Genomic DNA, 17767 nt, shown 5'->3' with positions numbered 1-17767 from the left:
TGTTGGCCTACGCTTGTTGGCATGAGCGAGAACCGGCAACCACCGCGCCGCTCCGACGGCACCCGGGCGGCCATCCTGCGGGCGGCCCGGGAGCGGTTCGCCGCCGACGGGTACGAGCGGGCCACCATTCGGGCCATCGCGGCCGACGCCAACATCGACCCCTCGATGGTCATGCGGTACTACGGCAACAAGGAGCGCCTATTCGCGGCCGCGGCCGAGTTCGACCTGCGCCTGCCCGCGCTCACCGGCGTACACCCCGATCAAGCCTCTGAATTGCTCGTCGGGCACTTCCTCGAGCGCTGGGAGGGCGACGAGACGCTGATGGCCCTGCTCCGCGCCGGCGTGACCAACCCGGCCGCGGCCGAGCGCATGCGCGAGATCTTCGCGGCCCAGCTCGTGCCGGTCGCCGAGCGGCTCTCACCCGATCGGCCGCAGGTGCGGGCGGGGCTCGTGGCGTCGCAGATCCTCGGGCTCGCCCTGTGCCGCTACGTGCTGCGGCTGCCGCCCATCGTCGCCATGGAGCGGGCCGACGTGGTCGCCTGGACCGCGCCGGCCGTGCGGCATTACCTGACCGGATCAGTAACGGAAACGGCCGAGGTTGGTCTGCAGGTCGCCGGCGACGCGGGCCAGGTCGACTGAGGTCTGCTCGGCGTTGGCGGCGGCGCTGGTCGTCTCGGACGCCGCCTGGGCCACGCCGCTGACGTTGGCGCTGATCTCGGCCGAGCCCGCCGCGACCTCGGCCACGTTGCGGCTCATCTCGGCCGTGGTCGCGGTCTGCTCCTCGACCGCGGCCGCGATCGCCGTCTGGGTGTCGTTGATCTGCTGGATGACCTCGCTGATCGCGTTGATCGCGACCACCGCCGACTGGGAGTCGGCCTGGATGGCCGAGACCCGGGTCGAGATGTCCTCGGTGGCCCGTGCCGTCTCCTGAGCCAGGTCCTTGACCTCGGACGCGACCACCGCGAAGCCCTTGCCCATCTCGCCCGCCCGGGCCGCCTCGATCGTCGCGTTCAGCGCGAGCAGGTTCGTCTGCTCGGCGATGCTGGTGATCAGCTTGACCACGTCGTCGATCTCGGCCGACGAGGCGCCGAGCTTGTCGAGGATCTCGCGGGCGCCGGCCGTCGTGGTGACCGCGCCCGCCGCCACCGCCGCGGCGCTGGAGGTCGACCGGGCGATCTCGGCGATCGAGGCGCCGATCTCCTCCGAGCCGGCCGCGATGGTCGAGATGTTGACGCTGATCTGCTCGGACGCCGACGAGGCGCCCTGCGCCTGCGCCGCCGACAGCCGGGCCGAGTCGTTTACCGACGTGGCCACCGCCGACAGCTCCTCCGACGACGAGGCCAGCGTCTCCACGTTGACACCGATCTCCCGCATGGCGGTCGACAGCCGTTCCATGGCGGTGTTCAGCGACTCGCCCATCTGGCCCATCTCGTCCCGGCCGCGCACCTCCATCCGCTGATCCAGGACACCCTTGGCCAGCTCGGCCAGCACGGCGACCGTACGCCGGGCCGGTCCCGCGATGGCCCGGCTGACCACGAAGACGATCAGCCCGGAGAGCAGCACGGCCGCGATGATCAGACCGATCATCAGCAGCTCGGCCCGGTCGCTGGACTTCTGGGAATCGGCCATCGACGCGGCGGCCGCGTTCGCCTCGATGTCCCCGATCTCATCGAGCGCGTCCATCATCGTCGTGATCGCGGCGTCGGCGTTGGCCGTGCGCACCTTCACGAACTGGGCGGACTCGCCGGCCAGGGCCAGCGGCAGCAGCTGCGTGTCGCGGACGTCGCGATAGGTGGCCAGGTTGTCGGTGAAGGCCTTGACCTGCGACTCGCGGCCCTCGACGCCGGTGGCCTGATACGCGGCCCACTCCTTGTCCAGGGCGTCGTCGTACTGCTTCATCTGGGTCTGCACCTTCGCCTTGGCCGCAGCCGTGGTCGAGATCAGCAGATTGGTCAGGCTGAAGCGGATCAGGACCAGATCGGCCTTGGTCTCACCGGCGTACGCGATGGCCAGCAGGTTGTTCCGGTACATCGCTTCGGTGTGCTCGTTCGTCTCGCGCAACCGCAGGATGCCGACGACACCCACGATGACGGTCAGGGCGCACACCACGCCGAAGGCGACGATCAGCTTCTGAGCCACCCGTAGGTTCTGGAACACACCCTTCCGGTCGGCCCCGGTCACGCCGTACTGAGAAGAACAGAAATGATCAGACACGGCGATCGTGCCACTTTGCCGACAGAACCCATCCGATGGCCGGCGGACGCCGAACCTCTCCTGACACTGGAGGGGGAACAATGATCAAACGATCTCTGGCGGCGACCGGCGCCGCGGTACTCGTCGTGTCGCTCACGGCCCTCGGGCCCGGTGCCTCCACGGCGTCCAGCCACCGGGAGGCGCCGCTCATCGCCAGCGACCCGGCGGCGGACAACACCGACCTGTACGCCTTCGTCAGCCCGGACCGCCCGGGATACGTCACGATGATCGCCAACTGGATCCCGTTCGAGGAGCCCGACGGCGGGCCCAACTTCTACCCGTTCGCCACCGACGCCGCCTATCGCATCAACGTCGACAGCGACGGCGACGCCAAGCCGGACGCCGTCTTCCGGTGGACCTTCAAGAACGTCGACAAGCGGGGGAACAAGACGTTCCTCTACAACAACGGTCCGGTGACCTCGCTCGACGACAAGAACCTGCTCTTCAAGCAGACGTACACCCTCGAGTCGTCCTTCGACGGCGAGCCGTTCAAGACCCGGATCAGCGACGCGCCCGTGGCGCCCTCCCGGATCGGCGCGGCCTCCATGCCGGACTACAAGAAGCTGCGCGACCAGGCGACCGTACAACTGAAGGGGGGTTGGAAGTTGTTCGCCGGCCAGGCCGACGATCCGTTCTTCCTCGACCTCGAGGTCTTCGATTCGCTGTACGGGGGTGACCTCAGCGAGCGTGGGAACGACACGCTGGCCGGCTACAACGTCAACAGTCTGGCCATTCAGGTGCCGTTCAAGGACGTCGCGCTCAAGGGCGACGCCCAGCGCAACCCGGTGATCGGCGTCTGGACGACCACCGAGCGCAACCGCTACCGCATGTCGTCGGGTGACGCCACCATCGGCGACGACCGGGTGCAGGTGTCCCGGCTCGGTAACCCTCTGGTGAACGAGGTCGTGGTGCCGGCCGGCCTGAAGGACGCCTTCAACTCGATCTCGCCGGACAAGGACGCCGGTATCCCGCAGGTGGTCAAGCGGGTCACCGATCCGGAGCTGCCGAAGCTGATCGAGGGCATCTACAAGGTCAAGGCGCCGCCCACTCCGCGCAACGACCTGGTGGAGATCTATCTGACCGGCATCACGACGAAGGCCGGCGGACCGATCAAGGCGGACCTGAACTCGCAGCTCAACAACAAGGACGTCGACGCCAAGCGGTTCCGCCCGTCGGAGATGCTGCGGCTCAACCTGGGCGTCCCGGTCAGCGCGCAGCCCGAGAGGCTCGGTGTGCTGGCGAAGGATCTGCAGGGCTTCCCGAACGGACGCCGGCTGACCGACGACGTCCTGGACATCTCGTTGCAGGCGGTCGAGGGCGCGGCGCAGAGCGGCAAGCTGGTCGACGCGCTCGCCGACGGTGACAAGGTGGACGCGAACGACAACGCTTTCGGAGACGTTTTCCCGTACGTAGCGTTGCCGAACCAGGGAGCTGTCAACGCGGACCGTAAGGCGGCCCCCGCCGCCGCCGTCGACCCCAGTCCCTCGGATGAGCCCAGCGAGGAGCCGGCACCCGATCTCACGCCGGCTGCTGCTTCCGCCGGGCTGAGCAACTCGTCCGCCGTTCTGGGTGGAGTCCTCGGTGCCGTCGCCCTGGTCACGATGCTCACGGTCTGGTGGCTGATGCGACGCCGGCGGCTGGCCCGCCCATCGTCCGACGACGACACGATCCTGTTCTGAGGACGCGGGTGTTCCCCATGAGAAGAGCCGTCACCGTTGCTCTCGCCGCGATCGCCCTGCTCGCCGTGGGCGCGATCTTCGGACTGCGGGGGACACCCGCACCTCCCGCGCCGGCCGCCGCCGTGGTTCGCGCCGACCGCTTGGCGCAGACCGTTTCCCAGGCCCAGCAACGACTTCGCAAGGTGCCGCGGGATCACCGTACGTGGGCCGAATTAGGTCTTGCCTATGTCGAACAGGCCCGGGTCAGCGCCGACCCCAGCCGTTACCCGATGGCCGAGGCCGCGTTGCGCCGCTCCCTTTCGGTACGCCCGAAGGACAACCCGGACGCGCTGACCGGCCTCGGCGCTCTCGCCAACGCCCGCCACGACTTCACCGCCGCCCGCTCCTTCGCCCGCGAAGCCCTGAAGATCAACACCTTTTCGGCCGACGCGTACGGGGTCCTGGCCGACGCCGAGACGCAACTGGGCCGCCCCGCCGAGGCCACCGCGGCCATCCAGCACATGCTCGACCTGCGCCCCGGCCTGGCCGCGTACGCCCGAGCCTCGTACGACCTGGAGCAGCGCGGCCGGCTTCCCGAGGCCGCCGGCCTGATGCGGCGCGCCCTGGACGCCGCCGTCGATCCGGCCGACGTCGCTTTCTGCCGCACCCAGCTGGGCGACCTGGCGCTGGCCCAAGGCGACCTGAAGTCCGCCGGCGCCGAGTATGCGGCCGGTCTGGCCGCCGCCCCCGACTATCAGCCCCTGCTGCGCGGCCGGGCCCGAGTCGCCGCCGCCACCGGCGACCTGGGCGCCGCCGTCGCCGATCTGCGCGCGATCGCCGCCCGAACCCCCACCCCGGAAACCCTTATGGAGTACGCCTCGGTGCTGCGCCTGGACGGCCGCGAGCCCGACGCCACCCGCCAGTTGACCTTGGCCCAGGCCGCCCACCGCGTCTTCGTGGCCAACGGCGGCCGCGACGACCTGACCGCCGCCCAGCTGGCCTTGGCCACCGGCGACGCCCGCGAGGCGGTGGCCGCCGCCCGGTCCGAGTGGCGCCGCCGCCCGTTCGCCGAGGTGGCCGACGTTCTGGCCCAGTCCCTGCACGCGGCCGGCCGCGACCGCGAGGCCCTTCCGTACGCGACGAAAGCCACCACCGCGAGCCCGCACAACGCTTCGTACGCGTATCACCGAGCTTTGATCGCCTTGCAGTTGGGCGACCGCGCCACGGCTCTTACGGAGCTACGCCGCACCCGTTCCTTGAACCCGTACTTCTCGCCCACCGACGCCCCGAACGCGGCCCGGGCGTTGTCCGCCTTGGAGGCCCAGCGGTGAAACGCACACTCCTGTCAGCGGCCCTGGCCGCAGTGGCCTTCGCGGCCTTGCCGTCGGCCCCCGCGGCCGCCCACCCGCTGGGCAACTTCTCGGTGAACCGTTACGCCGGCCTGACCTTGCACCCCGACCGCATAGACGCCGTGGCCGTGGCCGACCTGGCCGAGCTGCCCACCCTGCAGGACCCACCCGCCACTTGCGACGAGGCAGCACAGGCGCTGGTGGTCGAGGTTTCCGGCACACAGGTCCCCTGGACGATCACCGATTCGTCGCTGACGTTCACCAAGGGCGCCGGCGGCTTGCAGACCAGCCGCCTGACATGCCACTTGACCGCTAGGACGACCTTGGACACCCCCACCCGCATAGAGGTCACGAACCGCTTCCGAGACGACCGAATCGGCTGGCGCGAGCTGTCCGCCTCGGGCAGCGGCATAGCGTTGACTGGTTCCCCGCTACCCACGACCAGCCCCAGCAACGAACTCCGCGACTACCCGAGGGACCTGCTGACGTCCCCTTCGGACGTACGGACGGCCTCGTTCACCGCCGCCCCCGGCACCTCCTCGGCCACCATTCCCACGGCCGCTCCGGCGAGCACCGGCACACCGTCGTTCCTGGCGTCCGCCGAGCGCCACTTGGAAGACTTGATAGGCAACCGCATAACGCCTTTGGTGGGTTTCCTGGCAGTCTTGCTTTCGTTGCTGTTGGGCGCCGCCCACGCCGCCCTACCGGGCCACGGAAAGACCGTAATGGCGGCTTACTTGGCCGGTAGCAGAGGCCGCCCCCGAGACGCCATCCTGGTGGGCGCCACAGTGACTTTCACCCACACGGCGGGCGTGCTGGCACTGGGCCTACTGCTGACCACAGCCTCAGGAATAGCCGGCGAAACAGTCCTCTCCTATTTGGGCTTGGCCAGCGGCATCCTGGTCACCTTGGTAGGCCTGGCCACCTTGATCCCCGCCATCCGCCGCCACACAGCCCACCACCACACCCACGCCCACCCTCACACCCAGCCCTCCAAGCACAACCACCCCCACGATCCACCCCACAGCGCCGCTGTACCCCACTCCCACAGCGCCGCCGCACCCCACTCCCACAGCGCCGCCCCAGCCCACAATGTCGACCGCGACGCCGAGCCCACCCAAGCCGTAGCCCACACCCACGACGTCGCGCTGGTTAATGGCCGAGCGCTCACCGCCCACCACAACCACGACCACGACATCGCGCACACAACCGAGCCCCACGCCCACAGCCATGACACCGCACCAACTCACGACTTCGCCCTGACCCACCACCACACCCTCGTCCACAACGACGCCCCCGCCCACGGCGACGCCCACGCCCACGCCCACGGCGACAGCCAACCCCACGCCCACGGTGACGCCCACGCCCACGACCACGCCCACGGCGACGTCAACGCCCACGCCCACGGCGACAGGCACGTCCACGCCCACGGCGATGTCCACGGCGTGGCCCGCCACTATGTCCTCGAACACGGCCACAGCCACAGTCCTAAGGCCGCGGCCGCTCATGACCACCGGCCAAGCAGGTGGAGCATCGCGGGCCTCGGTGTAGCCGGCGGCTTGGTCCCCAGCCCATCCGCGCTGATCGTCCTGCTGGGCGCAGCCGCCTTGGGCCGAACGATCTTCGGCGTTCTGCTGGTTCTCGCCTACGGCATAGGAATGGCCGCCACATTGACCGCCGCCGGCCTCCTGCTGCTACGCCTGCGCGATCGCCTGGAACGCCACTCCTCCCTCTTCACCCGCTGGCGCGCCATTGCCCAGCCCCTCACCGCAGCCTTGATCGTCCTGGTAGGCCTCGGCCTGGCCGGCCGAGCTTTCTTCACCCTGTCGTAGCCCCTTCCCCGACGCCGGCGGCCAGCCTTCAGCCGTCAGGGCGGCCCGCGCCCGAACTGGTCGGCAGTCCAGCAAACCAACGGAGAGACTCAGGACTATCGGTGCAGGCGATTCGCCGAGCCGCTGAAATCGCGTCCCCGGGGTCTTCGAACACGCGCGGATTGCCAACGCCGCCGAACTGTGCAGGCTGGATCAGAGACGCGAATATGAGCTCGCTCATGGTAGCCTTCAGGTGGCTTTCCGTCGAGTCTGCCAAGAGCGCGAAATCGATCCGGATTTGCGTTTGAAGTAGCCGTTTCTCTCAAGTAATGTCGGCCGAATATCGGCTTATCCGCGGTCCTGCAGTCGCCCATAAACTCAGTCGTATCCCACCTCGACTCACCAGATCGACCGTCTGTCGTCAGCCGGAACGCGACTTCAACCCCGCCGCTCGCAGCAGGCTCGGCCGCGTCCAAAGCTGCGGCCGCCCGTGGGCGTCCGTCTGGCTCCGCCTTGGTCCGTGCGCTTGAAGCAAGCGGCTCGGCGGCTTGCCTGCCGACAACTAGGCCCGTCTCGGTTGACTCCGCAGCCTGCTGAGCCGCAGCGGAATCGTGATGATCAGCCGCCTTGGCGTCAAAGGTCTGGTCGGCCGTTTTGACGTCGATGGTCTGACCTGCCACTTTGGCGTCGATGGTCTGGCCAGCGGCTTCGGCGTCGGCACTCTGACTTGGCTTGGTGACCGGGGCTTGGCTGGTCGCAGCCTCGGCGTCTCCGCGTGGGGCGGTCGCGGCCAGCCGCACTTTGGGGCGCACGATTGCGCGATCGGGCTTGGCTGGCACGTCGCCGGCCTGGCGGAGCCAGCCTGGCCGGACCGTGTTGCGATCCGTGGGGGCACGCGAAGGCGGAGGCGGGGCTGAACGGCGTTCGGAGTCGGCTCGGGGCGCTTGGGGTGGCTCATCGCCGTTCAAGTGCCGCAGTTTTCGAGCGTGGCGTTGTTGTAAGCCCCAATCGCGGTGGCGCTTGTGCTCGCGGCGGAAATGTGCGCCCGCAGGGGAGTAATTCGGGCCTTTGTGGGGTCACGCATGGTGGCTAGTTCTGTTTGGTTGAAAAACTGCATCTGTGCCATGAGTAATTATCCCGTGGCTCGCATGTTCCGCGCCAGTTTTTGATCAGGCAAACTGAATTCCTGATTCTTTGTCAATGAGCCGCAATCGAAGGTGATAACAAGATCAACCTGGCATGGTGAGGGGAGAGCCCGAGGGATCCGCAGAAGCCGGTCACAAAGGATCAAGACCGGCCTGGGGTCAAGGCAGCTCGAAAGACCGTGCGATCAAGGCCCGTCGGCGCGGAGAATCAGGGGCCGCGCCAGGCAGGGCGAGGGTCAGGGGCGCGGAAGGGTCGGGATCGCGCTGGGTCGGACGAGGCTCAGGGGCCGTGGGAGCTGCCGGGTCTAAGGCTGTGGGCGGGGTCAGGGGACTGGGGCCATGGAGGGCACTGCGGCCAGGAAAGCGTGAGCCAAAGGAATGTCGCCCTCTATGGTGATGGCCAGCTGGGAAGGGGCCTGGCGGTTGGCGGCCAGGCGGCAGAAGTCGACCACGTTCACGGTTATGGCTGTGGCGGGGCTTGTCATGGCTGAGGCCGGGTCCAGGGGCACCGTCCACGTGCCGCCGCCTGGGCCGGTCAAGTGCAGGCGCACCGCCTCGCTGGACGCCACCGCTCGGGACACCACCCTCGGCAGCACGCGGGCCGCCAGGTCGGCCATCGGGTGGATGTGGGTGGGCAATGGTGGCATCGGTGGGCGGCCCGTCGCGGACGCTATGTCCTCGCGGTGGATCCACGTCTCGTACGCTCGGGCCGTCAGTGCGTCCTCCAACGGGAACGTGCGGCTCAACTTCACCATCACCGCGCCGGCCGACGTGGAAGCCTTTGCGATCTCGTCTGCCTGTGAACGCCACGCTCGGTGGGTCTGCGATGGCGACCGGTTCTCCTCGAAGCGGAGCACCGCCTCCGTGCGCGCCGCCGGGCTCGGCGGTGGGGCAGGCATCGGCGGGGCTGTCGGCAACCCCAGCGCGTGCGCCACCAGGCTGTCCGTCGCGGCCAAGTGGGCCACCAGCTCCCGCACCGTCAGCTCCCCGAGCGCCGGGCGCTGCCACTGCACCGGGGTGAGGTCGGACAGCAGCAGATCCAGCGCCGCGACCTGGGTGCCATAAGGGGACTTGGCCGGGGCCGCAGCCAGCAGGCGGGACAGCGAATGCGCCGGCGGCCGCAGATAGGCACCACCCAGATCGGCCGCCGCCTCGCGCAGGGCGGCCGCCTCGACGGCGCAGGTGTCGCAGGAGGCGAGATGCTCCTCGACCAGCTCGGTCTCGTCGGGTGGGCACGCGTCCAGCGCCCATGCCCCGATGAGCTCGGCGACGGCGTCGTGGGTCATCTTCCCTCCACCTCGCCAGTGTGCGTCTCGCGCAGCGCCTCCGCCAACCGGCGCAGGCCCTCGCGGAGCTGCGATTTGGCGGTCCCCTCGGGTACGCCCAAAACCACCGCCACCTCGCGGTACGTGTGGCCTTCCAAGTACGCCAGGGTGATCGCCCGGCATAATCGCTCCGGCAGGGCTTTCAGCGCCTCGGCCAGCCGCGCTGCCGCGTCCTCGTCCGACACCTGCTCGCCCACCGGGTCTCCCCGGCTGAACGTGGCGTCGTAGAGACGCACGGCGAGGTTCGTACGGCGGTGGGCCTCCTCCCGGCGTACGAGATCGACGGCCCGCCGGTGGGCCATCATGGCCAGCCACCCCCGCAGGCTCCCTCTGTCCGGCTGGAAGTCGTGCGGGCGCTGCCAGACGGCCAGGAACACCTCCTGGGTGATGTCCTCCGCGGCCGTGCTGTCGCGGGTGACGCGCACGGCGATCGTGTAGACCAGCGAGCTGAACCGTTCGTGCAGGTCGATGAGGGCGGTCTCGTCCCCGTGGACGAGCCGGTCGCGCGAGTTTGCGTCATCGGTGGCACGTTGCTGGAACAAGGCGCTCACCTCCACCTCGGGCCCTACTCTAACCCCCATTTCGCCTGATTCCAGGCCGGCGCCGGCACTGTCGGGACATCGACGCCCCCGCGTACCGTGCCCAGGTCGGTCAGCGCCACCTTCTCCAGCCCGTTGCCCGGGCCGCCGTCACTGGTGACCGCGATGGCCAGCGTGTTCTCTCCGCGGGGATGCAAAATCCCATTGGGCAGGGTGTACGTGTTCTGGGGCCCCACGTTCGCGGTGTACTGCCCCATGTTCCAGCCGTTGACGTAGATCAGCGCCCGGTAGTTCGCCGTGGACCGCAGCGTCGCCGGGTCGCCGATGGTCAGACCGAGCGACGCGTCGTGCCCGTCCGGGACGGACAGTTCGAACGTCGTGCGATACCAGGTGGTCCCGGGTTCGGCCGTCGCCGCGGGCACCGCAGCGGTGGCCCAGGAGCTGTCCGGATATCCGGGCAGATGGTAGCCGTCATACGAACCGGCGTTCATGATCCCGCGCACCGGGTCGACCAGATCCTCACCACCGCGGTTGCCCTGGATCTTCCAGGTGGCCGCCGCACCGAGCGAGGTCGAGATCAGCCCCCGCCCTTCCTTGTGCGCTTCGTCGGCGGCCATGTCCTGCGTGTGCCCGTTGTTGCGCACCATGACCGTCACGACGTGTTCTCCCGCGGAGGCCGGAGCGTCGAAGGTGGCCGTCGCCAGTCGGCGTGGGGCGGGAACGCCGCTGGGCACCACGCTCTGCCCTAGATAGACGCCGTCGACCCAGGCTTGCAGCAGCCCGGCACCGCCGCCGCCGAAGCGAAATGTCAAAGATTTCCGAACACCAGAATAGTGACCTCGGTACCAGATGTCCCCTTGATGGAAGCCGTAGTCGTCGGCCGTGAGCACCGGATTCCCGGCCGGCGGCTTGGTCGTGGCGGTCGTCGTGATGTGATCGGCGACTTGCCAGCCGGTGTCGTCCGGGAGAGGCGGGACGAAGGATCGCCAGATCAACTGGGGCAAGGTCACCGCGGACGGCCCGGCGATCTTTCCGGCGTACGGCTCCCCGTTCCACAGCACCCGCGAGACCTGCGCGGGCCCCCAGATCCGCAACGACGCCGGCGCGTCCGTGTCACCGGTCAAGGTCAACAAGGACCCTTCCATTGCGGCCGTACGGACGAGAGCCGGCCCACTCACCAGCACCGGCCCCGCCGCCGTGTCGTACCGCCACATGTCCGAGATGTCATCGGTCAGCAGCAGCGTCAGCGGCGGCCGCCCGCCCCCGCTGATCTTCACCTCACGCAGACCGCCGTGGACATAGCGAAGCCGGAGATCACCCGTGGCCGGGTCGTACGAACTCGCCACGTCCCCCGACACGGTGGGCGCGGAGGCGTACCGCAGAACCGTCTCTCCGCTCTCGCCTTTCCGCCCGGTGAACAGTGCGGTCCCGGCGAAATGGGTCACCATCTCGGACGTGGAATAGACCAGGTGCTGCCCGTCCATGTCGTAGTCGGCGACGAGCAGTTTCGCGTCCTGCCCGTCGAGGCGTACGGCCGGCTCATAAGCCCCGTCCCTGGTTTCGATGGGAAAGGTGAACGAGTCGTCCGTCGTCGCGCGCGACGGGTTGTGCATGGCCACGAAAAGATGGGCCCCCGAGTCGGGATTGACGTCGTGATAGACCTTCACCTTGGACGACGACGGCGTGACGGCCGAGCCGCGGGTCAGCTTGGTGATCGGCGAGAAACTCTGCACGAACAATCCGAGCTGCTTCATCACCGTCGTCTTCGGCCGCAACTGCCGGGCCTCGCTGATCGCGGCCCCGTAGTCGTACGAGGTGTAGACGATCGGCGACGGCAGCCACCCCCACGAGGTCCCGCCGAAAGTCATGTAGAAGTTCTGGATGCTCAGCCCGTTGGCGATGTTCGTGCCGTAGAAGACCCGTTCGTATCCCGGCCCGGCCCCTTCGGCGGCGAGGCATTCGTACGCGTCCGGCCCGCCCCAATAGTCGAACCATCCGCCGCCGAACTCGGCCGTGAATCCCGGCGTGTTCGGCGACGCCTTCGCCCCCACGTCGCCCCAGATCCCGAAGTCGGGCGCGTCCTTGGCCTTCTCATCGCAGCGCTGCGGCCCGACGTAGGCGTCGAACGCGTACAGATCGACCGGCCCTTTCAGGGGCCCGGCCCCGCCCGGCGGCACCCAATAGCCGTTCCGGGCCACGTCGTTGTGGAAGATCGGGACCGTGATGCCGTCGGCCCGTACCCGCGAAGCCAGACGTTTCATGTATCTCTGCTGCGACGGTCCGGTGGCGAACAGCTCGTTCTCGATCTGCTGGAGGATGACCGTCCCGGTGCCGTTCGTGTATTGATGCCGCCGGATGACGGCGTCGATCCGCGTCATCCATTCGTCGGCCGCCGCGAGATAGCTCGGCGCGTCGCTGCGGGCCTTGCCCGGATCGTTGTTCAGCCAGCCCGGAAAGCCCCCGCTGCTGGTCTCGGCGTTGATGTACGGCCCGGGGCGCGCGATGACGTACAACCCCATCTCCTCGGCCATCTCGAGGAGCAAATCGACGTCGCGGATGCCGCTGAAGTCGTACACACCCTTCTTCGGCGAGTGATACGCCCAGTTGAAGTAGATGGAGACGGTGTTGTAGCCGTTCGCCGTCATCTTCTGCAGCACATCGCGCCAGAGCCCCGGGCTCGGCAGGCGCCAATAAGCGAATTCCCCCGACCAGATGTACGTCCGCTTGCCGTCCAGCATCAGCGAGTACCTGTCGTACGTCACCGTGTGCTTCTCCGTGACGCCACGGGGAACGTCCGCGGTGAGCACCGCGGCCAGGACGACGAGCACCGTGACGAGCGCGGCTCTGCGGACCAAGGTCATCCGGACACGCTATGTGATCCGCCTTACGCACGATTCTCATCCCTTCCGGGTTCGACGAGGATGACCTGGTGGAGCTGCTGGGACGGCGCCAGGAATGCGCCACGATCGACCGGATGATCGCCGCCGTCCGCAGCGGCGAGAGCCGCGTCCTGGTCCTGCACGGCGGGGCCGGCGTGGGCAAGACCGCGCTGCTCGACTACGCCCGCCGCAAGCCGGCCGGCCTGCGCGTGCTGCGGGCGGCCGGCGTCGAGTCGGAGATGGAGCTGGCCTTCGCCGCCCTGCACCAGCTGTGCGGGCCGCTGCTCGACCTGCTGCCTCGGCTGCCCGAGGTGCAGCGCCACGCCCTCGAGACCGTGCTCGGCCTGCGCACCGGCACCCCGCCCGACCGTTTCCTGGTCGGCCTGGCCGTGCTCAGCCTGCTCTCCGAGGCGTCGGAGCAGTCGCCGCTGCTGTGCGTCGTCGACGACGCGCAGTGGCTCGACCGGGCCTCGGCCCAGACGCTCAGCTTCGTGGCCCGGCGGCTGCTGGCCGAGTCGGTGGCGCTGCTGTTCGCCAGCCGCGAGCGCGAGCCGGCGCTGATCGGCCTGCCCGAGCTCGAGATCACCGGGCTGCGCGACGGCGACGCCCACGCGCTGTTGAGCTCGCTGACCCACGCCGGGCTCGACCGGTCCATCCGCGACCGGATCGTGGCCGAGACCCGCGGCAACCCTCTGGCCCTGGTCGAGCTGCCGCGCGGGCTGTCGCTGACCCAGATCGCCGGCGGCCTCGGCCTGCTCCGGCCCGGCGACTCCGCGCCCGGACACGACTCCCTGCCCGGCCACATCGAACGGAGCTTCCTCAACCGGATCGACGGCTTCGCCGGTCCGACCCGCACCCTGCTGCTGATCGCGGCGGCCGAGCCGCTCGGCGACCCGGTGCTGGTGTGGGCGGCCGCCGAGCGGCTCGGCATCGACCCGGCGGCCGCGCTCGCCGACGGCACCGACGGGCTGCTGTCGATCGACGAGCGGGTGACCTTCCGGCATCCGCTGGTCCGCTCGGCCGTCTACCAGGCCGGCGAGCCCCGACAGCGCCGGGCCGTGCACCTGGCCCTGGCCGAGGTCACCGACGAGACCATCGACCCCGACCGTCGCGCCTGGCATCGGGCGGCGGCCGCGCCCGGCCCCGACGAAGAGGTGGCGGCCGAGCTGGAACGCTCGGCCGGCCGGGCCCAGGCCCGCGGCGGGCTGGCCGCGGCGGCGGCGTTCCTCCAGCGTTCGGTGCAGCTGAGCCTCGACACCCGGCAGCGTGTCCGGCGGGCCCTGGCCGCGGCCGAGGCCACCCTGGCCGCCGGCGACTTCGAGGCCGCGAGCCGCTTCGCCGACCTGGCCCGGCGCGAGGCCACCGACGAGTTCCCGAGAGCCCGGTCCGAGCTGATCCGCGGCCACATCGCGTTCTCGTCCGGCCGCACCGGCGAGGCGCCCGGCGCCCTGCTCGCCGCGGCTCAGCGGCTCGAGCCGCACGACATGGACCTGGCCCGCGAGACCTATCTGCTGGCGTGGGGCGCGGCGCTGATGGCGGGCGACCGGCCGACCCTGGAGGCGACCGCCCGCTCGACCGCCGCGCTGCCACCGCGCGAGGGCGGCCGGCGCGCGCTCGACCTGGTTCTCGACGGCTACGCCGAGCTCCTGGTGGGCCGCCGGCCCGAGGCGGTACGCCTGCTGCGCGAGGCCACACCGCTGGTGATCGGCCTGCCGCTGAGCGACGCCATGCTGTGGGGCTGGGTGGCCAACGCGGTGCCGCCGTCCATCTGGGACGACGCCGCCATGCGCGAGCTGTCGGACCGCCAGGTCGAGGTGGTCCGGGCGGCCGGCGCGCTGGCCCACCTGCCCCTCGACCTGACGGCCGCGGGGATGGCGACGTCGTTCAGCGGCGACCTCGACCGGGCGGCCGCCCTGGCCGCCGAGGCCGAGACGGTCGCGAGCGCGCTGGGCCTGCCCATCTCTCCGTACGTCCGCTTGCGCCTGACCGCCCTGCGCGGCCGCGAGCCGCAGGCGTCGGCCCTGCTGGCCGAGACGGTGGCCCGGGCCGAGGCGAAGGGCGAGGCGCTCGGCGTGGCCATCTCCCAGTGGTCGTCGGCGGTGCTGAACAACGGCCTGGGCCGCTTCACCGAGGCGATGGCGGCGGCCCGGGTCGCCTCCGGCATCTCAGTGATCTGGGTGGCCGAGTGGGCCCTGCCCGAACTGGTCGAGGCGGCGGCCCGGGTCGGCTCGCTCGACGTGGCCCGCGAAGCCCTGGACCGGCTCACCGAGATCACCGCCCCGTGCGACACGGACTGGGCGCAGGGCACGCTGGCTCGCTGCCGGGCCCTGCTGAGCGACGCGCCGCCGGCCCTGTTCCATGAGGCGATAGAGCGCCTGGGACGCACAGGTCTGCGGGCCGAGCTGGCACGCGCCGAGCTGCTGTACGGCGAATGGCTGCGCCGCAACAGCCGGCCCACCGAGGCCCGGGAACACCTGCGAAAAGCTCACGAGATGTTCACCGGCATGGGCCTGGAGGCTTTCGCGGAACGAGCCCGCCGCGAGCTCTTGGGAACAGGCGAGGCGGTCCGCAAGCGTACGGCCGAAGCCCCGGTCCGAGACGAGCTGACCGCCCAGGAAAGACAGATAGCGGTGATGGCCCGAGACGGCTTCTCCAACCCCGAGGTGGGCGAACGCTTGTTCCTGAGCCCTCGCACCGTCGAGTGGCACTTACGAAAGGTCTTCACCAAGCTGGGCGTAACTTCCCGCCGCCAGCTGCGGGAGGCCCTACCGCGCGACCCGGCGAGCTCGCCCGGGCCATGAGCCCGGGCGAGCCGACATCAGGCCCGGCGACGCCGGCGGGTGAAGGAGAAGCCGACCAGGCCGGCGATGGCGGCCAGGAAGCCGCCCGAGGCCGTCCATACCCAGCGGGAGGAGAACTCGGGCACCAGGTCGGAGGCCCAGGATTCGTCCGGGGTGGCCGATGAGGACGGCGCCGGGGTCGGTGTCTCCGTCATGACTGTGCCGGGGCGGTTGACCGGGTTCAGTGGGGCGGCCAGCTTGCCCTGGTCGGCGCCCGTGTCGCCCTTCTCGGCGGTGAGGGTCAGGTCGGCCTTCAGCGGGAGGCCCAGGTCCTGTTCGGGCAGGGCCGTCGACGACAGGCGCACGTAGTACGTACCGGGAAGCGGGTCCTGGTCCGAAGGCTCGGCCCACGACCGCACCTGGCGGAGTTTGCAGCCCAGGGCCACCTCCGTGGCGTCGTTGGTGACGATCGGGCTCTGTTCGCCGGCCACGCACGGCTGGCGGCGGCGCAGGCCGTCGAAGACCTCGATCGTCCACGCCTGGTAGCCGTGGCGGTCGGCCACCGGTGGCAGCGTGACCTTGGCCGTCAGCTCGGGCTGCTGGCCCGCCGTGGCCGGGAACGACCAGTACAGGTAGTCGCCGGTGACCGCGGAGACCTGCACCGGGCGGGTGGTGTCGATCGGGGTCGCCGTCAGATAGGACGTGCCGGCGCTGCCGGGCGCCAGGAGCAGAGCAGCCAGGAAAATGGACATCAGTTCTCCCTCCAGGTGGCGACCCACCAGCGGGTCAGCCAGCCGGCCAGGACGCCGGCGATGAGTCCGGCCACGACGAGGACCAGCAGGAGCAGCCAGCCGCGGCCGAGGCCGGGCGCGTCCGGCGCGGTCGACGCCTTGACCGTGTCGATGCTGAGCTCGAGCGGCATGCCGGGGGCGGCGGCCGCGGTGGCGGACGCGAACGAGTTGCTCACGATCACGCAGACGTCCGACTTCTCCGCCGAGGACCACCGCAGGCCGGCCGAGATGACGTCGGCTCGCCCGCTGGCCGCGTCCAGGCCCCTGACCAACTCACGGCCGTTTTCGGTCACTGCTTTCAGCAGTACGCCGTAGTCCCGGTTCACCGGGCGGTCGAGAGCCACACTGACCGAGGCCCGCAGTTCCTCGTCCGCTTGCAGGGAGACCCGGTAGTAGCGGTGCTCGCCGATCCGCTCCCGGTCGCTGTAGACGCCGGGGGAGAGCACGGGCGCCTTGTCGCACGACTCGGTGCCGGCCACCACCGCCGGTGTGACCGGCGGGGGCAGTGCGGCCCGGTCGACGAGCTGCTGCACCCGGTCGGTCAGCTCCTGCTCGCTCTGGGCCGACGCGTACGTGCCGCCGGTCGCCGTCGAGATGCAGACCAGCTGCTTGCGGGTCTTCTCGTCCGGCGTGAGGCCGAGCGTGTCGACCACCAGCTTGGTGCCTTTGGCGGCCAGCTCGCGGGCCACCGTGCACGGGTCGGGCGGCGTGCAGGTGTCCTCGCCGTCGGTGATCAGCACGATGCGCCGGGCGCCCTCGCCGGTGCCGAGGTCGTTCGCGGCGGCGCGCAGGGCCAGGCCGATCGGGGTGTATCCGGTGGGCTTGAGCGCGGCGATGGCCGCCTTGGCCACGGCCGGGTCGACCGGGCCGACCGGGACGATCTGCTGGGTGTCGAGGCAGCCTTTCCTCTTGTCGTCGCCGGGATAGGTGGCGCCGAGCACCCGGATGCCGAGTTGGGTGGTCTCCGGCAGCGCGTCGACGACCTGGCCGAAGGCCCGTTTGGCGACCGCGATCCGGGTCTGGCCGTCGATGTCCTTGGCGCGCATGGAACCGCTGACGTCGAGGACCAGCTCCACCTGGGGCGCCACTTCGGTCTCGTCGGCCTCGGCCGGCGTAGCCCCCAGAACCGATGATGTGGCGATCATCCCGACTAATACCAATATGGACAGTCTTTTATGGATCACGCGGCAAGATCATAAAGCGTGGCCCCTCCTACCCCGAACCGGGGTGTTGCACC

At 69.9% G+C, this 17767-nt stretch carries 11 protein-coding genes; 5 read left to right on the top strand and 6 right to left on the bottom strand.

What is annotated here, in order from left to right; translation table 11 throughout:
* The first annotated feature begins 21 nt into the window (after positions 1 to 21).
* The gene (locus tag CRP55_RS14690) at positions 22 to 639 is read left to right on the top strand and encodes a TetR/AcrR family transcriptional regulator (RefSeq protein WP_097320453.1); all 618 of its coding nucleotides are present in this window, start codon (positions 22 to 24) and stop codon (positions 637 to 639) included.
* Here the strand turns inward: CRP55_RS14690 and CRP55_RS14685 are convergent.
* Positions 577 to 2214 (bottom strand): methyl-accepting chemotaxis protein, encoded by a 1638-nt coding sequence (locus tag CRP55_RS14685; RefSeq protein ID WP_179855168.1) that lies wholly within the window; start codon positions 2212 to 2214, stop codon positions 577 to 579. The two genes, CRP55_RS14690 and CRP55_RS14685, sit on opposite strands and share 63 nt — an antisense overlap.
* An 80-nt stretch (positions 2215 to 2294) precedes the next feature.
* Here CRP55_RS14685 and CRP55_RS14680 point away from each other — a divergent pair, with 80 nt between their 5' ends.
* Genes CRP55_RS14680 through CRP55_RS53895 form a run of 3 tightly spaced genes read left to right on the top strand, consistent with a single transcriptional unit; the run spans position 2295 to position 7092 of the window.
* Positions 2295 to 3932 (top strand): DUF4331 domain-containing protein, encoded by a 1638-nt coding sequence (locus tag CRP55_RS14680; protein ID WP_218854444.1) that lies wholly within the window; start codon positions 2295 to 2297, stop codon positions 3930 to 3932.
* A 17-nt stretch (positions 3933 to 3949) separates the two neighbouring features.
* Positions 3950 to 5242: a tetratricopeptide repeat protein gene (locus tag CRP55_RS55610; RefSeq protein ID WP_143234614.1), complete on the top strand. Its 1293-nt coding sequence runs from the start codon at positions 3950 to 3952 to the stop codon at positions 5240 to 5242.
* A complete protein-coding gene (locus tag CRP55_RS53895) occupies positions 5239 to 7092 on the top strand; it encodes an urease accessory protein UreH domain-containing protein (RefSeq protein ID WP_218854442.1) in 1854 nt (617 codons plus the stop codon). Before CRP55_RS55610 ends, CRP55_RS53895 begins: the two co-directional genes overlap by 4 nt.
* Before the next feature lie 1447 nt (positions 7093 to 8539).
* Here CRP55_RS53895 and CRP55_RS14655 read toward each other — a convergent pair.
* The 3 genes from CRP55_RS14655 to CRP55_RS14645 are packed head-to-tail and all read right to left on the bottom strand — an operon-like array spanning position 8540 to position 12941.
* Positions 8540 to 9502 carry a maleylpyruvate isomerase family mycothiol-dependent enzyme gene (locus CRP55_RS14655; RefSeq protein WP_097320725.1) on the bottom strand — a complete coding sequence of 321 codons (963 nt, stop codon included), beginning with the start codon at positions 9500 to 9502 and terminating at the stop codon, positions 8540 to 8542.
* Positions 9499 to 10083 (bottom strand): sigma-70 family RNA polymerase sigma factor, encoded by a 585-nt coding sequence (locus tag CRP55_RS14650; protein WP_179855167.1) that lies wholly within the window; start codon positions 10081 to 10083, stop codon positions 9499 to 9501. Before CRP55_RS14650 ends, CRP55_RS14655 begins: the two co-directional genes overlap by 4 nt.
* Positions 10084 to 10106: 23 nt before the next feature.
* A complete protein-coding gene (locus CRP55_RS14645) occupies positions 10107 to 12941 on the bottom strand; it encodes a beta-galactosidase (protein WP_097320446.1) in 2835 nt (944 codons plus the stop codon).
* A gap of 68 nt (positions 12942 to 13009) precedes the next feature.
* On the opposite strand from CRP55_RS14645, the gene CRP55_RS14640 reads away from it, so the two are divergent.
* Entirely contained in the window at positions 13010 to 15760 is a 2751-nt protein-coding gene (locus CRP55_RS14640) for a helix-turn-helix transcriptional regulator (protein ID WP_281260782.1), read from the top strand.
* Positions 15761 to 15777: 17 nt separating this feature from the next.
* On the opposite strand, the gene CRP55_RS14635 is transcribed toward CRP55_RS14640, so the two are convergent.
* Both CRP55_RS14635 and CRP55_RS14630 read right to left on the bottom strand, forming a co-directional pair.
* Positions 15778 to 16491: a peptidase gene (locus CRP55_RS14635; protein WP_245922996.1), complete on the bottom strand. Its 714-nt coding sequence runs from the start codon at positions 16489 to 16491 to the stop codon at positions 15778 to 15780.
* Positions 16491 to 17714 carry a VWA domain-containing protein gene (locus tag CRP55_RS14630; protein WP_438865791.1) on the bottom strand — a complete coding sequence of 408 codons (1224 nt, stop codon included), beginning with the start codon at positions 17712 to 17714 and terminating at the stop codon, positions 16491 to 16493. The genes CRP55_RS14635 and CRP55_RS14630 overlap by 1 nt, the downstream gene beginning before the upstream one ends.
* Positions 17715 to 17767 lie beyond the last annotated feature (53 nt).

This window comes from Paractinoplanes atraurantiacus, from assembly GCF_900215205.1.
Taxonomy (GTDB): Bacteria; Actinomycetota; Actinomycetes; order Mycobacteriales; family Micromonosporaceae; genus Actinoplanes; species Actinoplanes atraurantiacus.
The sequence above is the reverse complement of the archived record's forward strand: the minus strand, read 5'-3'. Positions and strand labels throughout refer to the sequence as shown.